Annotated in this window: 3 protein-coding genes and 1 pseudogene; 2 read left to right on the top strand and 2 right to left on the bottom strand. The window is 71.7% G+C overall.

The features are described from left to right. Positions 1 to 45: 45 nt before the first annotated feature. On the top strand, positions 46 to 741 hold the full coding sequence (locus ASF38_RS07875; protein WP_056552046.1) for a hypothetical protein: 696 nt from the start codon (positions 46 to 48) through the stop codon (positions 739 to 741). Between the two features lie 65 nt (positions 742 to 806). On the opposite strand, the gene ASF38_RS07870 is transcribed toward ASF38_RS07875, so the two are convergent. Both ASF38_RS07870 and ASF38_RS07865 read right to left on the bottom strand, forming a co-directional pair. After that, complete coding sequence (locus ASF38_RS07870; RefSeq protein WP_056552043.1) at positions 807 to 1,820, bottom strand: hypothetical protein; 1,014 nt, start codon at positions 1,818 to 1,820, stop codon at positions 807 to 809. Continuing rightward, positions 1,817 to 2,164: a PadR family transcriptional regulator gene (locus ASF38_RS07865; protein WP_056574990.1), complete on the bottom strand. Its 348-nt coding sequence runs from the start codon at positions 2,162 to 2,164 to the stop codon at positions 1,817 to 1,819. The genes ASF38_RS07870 and ASF38_RS07865 overlap by 4 nt, the downstream gene beginning before the upstream one ends. Positions 2,165 to 2,412: 248 nt before the next feature. On the opposite strand from ASF38_RS07865, the pseudogene ASF38_RS18430 reads away from it, so the two are divergent. Further along, positions 2,413 to 2,704, top strand: a pseudogene (locus ASF38_RS18430) (hypothetical protein); the annotation flags it as partial.

Genomic DNA, 2,704 nt, shown 5'->3' with positions numbered 1-2,704 from the left:
CCCGCCAAGACATGGCGGGTGCCCCCCATCAAGGACGTGGCTCCAATGAGCACCCTGCACCCCACCAAGAAGTTCTTCGCGAGCCTGGCCGTCGTGGCCGTCGCCGCACTCCCCCTCGCCGCCTGCAGCTCGGGCTCGGACTCCGGCTCCTCGTCGGACAGCAGCTCCTCGAGCTCGACGCCTCCGAAGGCCGTCGCCTCGATCACCGCGCTGACCGGTGAGGACACCGCCGTCGCGCTCGACACCGGCTTCACCGACGCCCTCGAGTCCCTCGGACTCACCCCGGGCACCGTCGGCGACGGCGCGCTCGAGGACGGCTCGCTCGTCTTCCCGATCACCGGCGGCAACGTCGAGGTCTTCACGCCGGGCGAGGTCTCGCCCTACGTGATCGGCCAGATCCAGCACGAGGGCTCGGGCTTCTCGCTGACCGCCGGCGACACCGAGGTCGAGATCACGAACCTGAACGTCGACCCGGGCGCCTCGCGCGTCTACGGCGACGTGGCGGTCAACGGCGAGACTGCCGTGACCAGCGCCTACATCTTCACGCTGAACGGCAGCACGCTGAAGCCGCTGCAGTCCGAGGGCGACACGGCGATCCTCGAGGGCACCCAGGTGCTCATCAGCCCGGTCGCCGCCGACCTGCTGAACCAGACGTTCGACACCGACGCGGTCACCCCCGAGCTGCTCGTGGGCATCGCCAAGATCACCGTCAACACCACCTCGGGTGACGACGGCAACTGACCTCCCGGTTGGGAGCATGACGGCGGGCAGGACTCTCGGGTCCTGCCCGCCGTCATGTCCGGACGTCAGTGCGCGGGGCTCGGCCTCCGGTGCAGCGCGAGACCCAGCGACAGGAGGCCCGCCCCGACGAACACCCAGGTCGACCAGTCGACGTTGCCGCTGACGACGTTGGTCACCACGACCGCGGCCGCGAAGATCGCGAACAGCAGGTGCCAGCGACGCTCGGACCGGTCGCGGTAGACCACCGTGCGGAGGTCGGCCTCGGCCAGGGCGAGCGCGTGCACCTGCGGCGGACCGAACGACTCGAACGGATGCTCGCCGGTCTCCTCCGCGTGGGCGCGCGTCTCGGCCGTGAGTCGACGGGCCGTCTCGCGCGGCATCTTGTGACGTCCGCGCAGAAGCCACTCCATGCGGGTGAACCAGCGCTCGGCGGGCCAGGTGCGGGAGCTGTCGTCGATCGCGGGCTTGCGCTCGGGCAGCCTCCACCAGACCACGAGCAGGACAGCGCCGATCGCCGGGAGCGTCAGGGTCGGCACCGAGCCGAGGCTCCGCTCCCGGTCCAGGAGCTCCATCGCCGCGTAGACCGCCACGACGACGAGCGCGAGGCTGGCGAGCACCCACGCGCCGGTGGCGACCGGTCGTCCCGACCGCCAGGCCAGGCCGGCCGTGCCCAGCCCTCCCGCGCCGAGGACCAGCGCCGCGAAGACCGCGGCCCCGGGGGCGGTGAGGTCGGTGCTCCAGCCCTCGCTCACGAGCCTGGCGATGCCGAGCGCCATCAGGAACCACCCCGCCATCGCCAGAAGCGTGCGTGGGAGGTCGGACCACGTGCCCTCGTCGAGGTCGCCGGCCGCACGCTGCTCCGGGGGGAGGTCCTGGGCGAAGGTCTCCGCCGCGTCGCGCGCCGGGCCGAAGAGCTCCTCGGCCGTGCCGCCGGAGTCGACGACGGCCTCGTGCACGACGTCGAGCCAGCCTCGGATGTCGTCCTTGCGGGCGGCCGTGGCCCAGGCTGCGTGCCAGGTGAAGGTGTCGGCCCAGTCGCCGTCCTGCTTCTGCGGCCAGGTCAGCTCGGTGGCGCTCATCGGGTGCTCCTCGTGGTCGTGGGGGCGATCGCGGCGGCCACCCGGGAGGCGAAGTCGCCCCACGCGTCGCTCATGGAGTCGAGGCGAGTACGGCCGGCGTCGGTGAGCGCGTACTGCTTGCGGCCGGGGCCGCCGTCGCCCGCGACCCACTCGGCTCGCACCAGGTCCTGCGACTCCAGCCGGTTGAGCACGGGGTAGAGCGTGCCGACCTTGAGACCGAACAGGCTCAGCTCCTCGAGTCGTTGCGCGATCGCGTAGCCGTGCAGCGCGCCGTCGCGCAGCGTGAGGAGGGCCAGGAAGGGCAGGGTCCCGCGCAGCCACTCGGCCTCCGACGGTTCGCTCATGCCGCGACCGTAGATGCGAGTAGTTTGTGAAGTCAAGTAGTCAGGATCATGAATAGCCGCGTGGTGGGCCGTGCGACCCGCGACCTGACGCGCTGGCGACGGTCCGTCGTCGGTGGATCGTCGCCGACGCGTCGAGACGCCGGGGGCATGACGTTCTGGTGAACGACGGCGTCGGTCCCTTCCCCTCGGACGGCTGCCGTGCCTACGGTCCTCTCGACCTGACCAGTGACTTCGGGGGGAGTCCCACCATGTCGGTGCCTGTCATCGCGCCTGCTCACCACTCGTCCGACCTCGTGCCACCGCGGCGGCCACGACGCCGGCTTCGCACGCTTCTCGTCGCGCTCGCCACCACACTCGTGGCCACCGTGCTCGTGGCCCCGGCCGCGTCGGCCTCGCCGGAGACCCAGCTGGCCGAGCTGACCGTCCGGTCGGAGGCCGGCGGGACCACGTACGACCGTGACGCCTTCCGGCACTGGATCGACGCCGACGGCGACGGCTGCACCACGCGGGCCGAGGTGCTGAAGGACGAGTCCTCGACGT

The organism is Aeromicrobium sp. Leaf272, assembly GCF_001422865.1.
Lineage (GTDB): Bacteria > Actinomycetota > Actinomycetes > Propionibacteriales > Nocardioidaceae > Aeromicrobium.
This window is presented reverse-complemented; position numbering and strand designations above follow the sequence as displayed.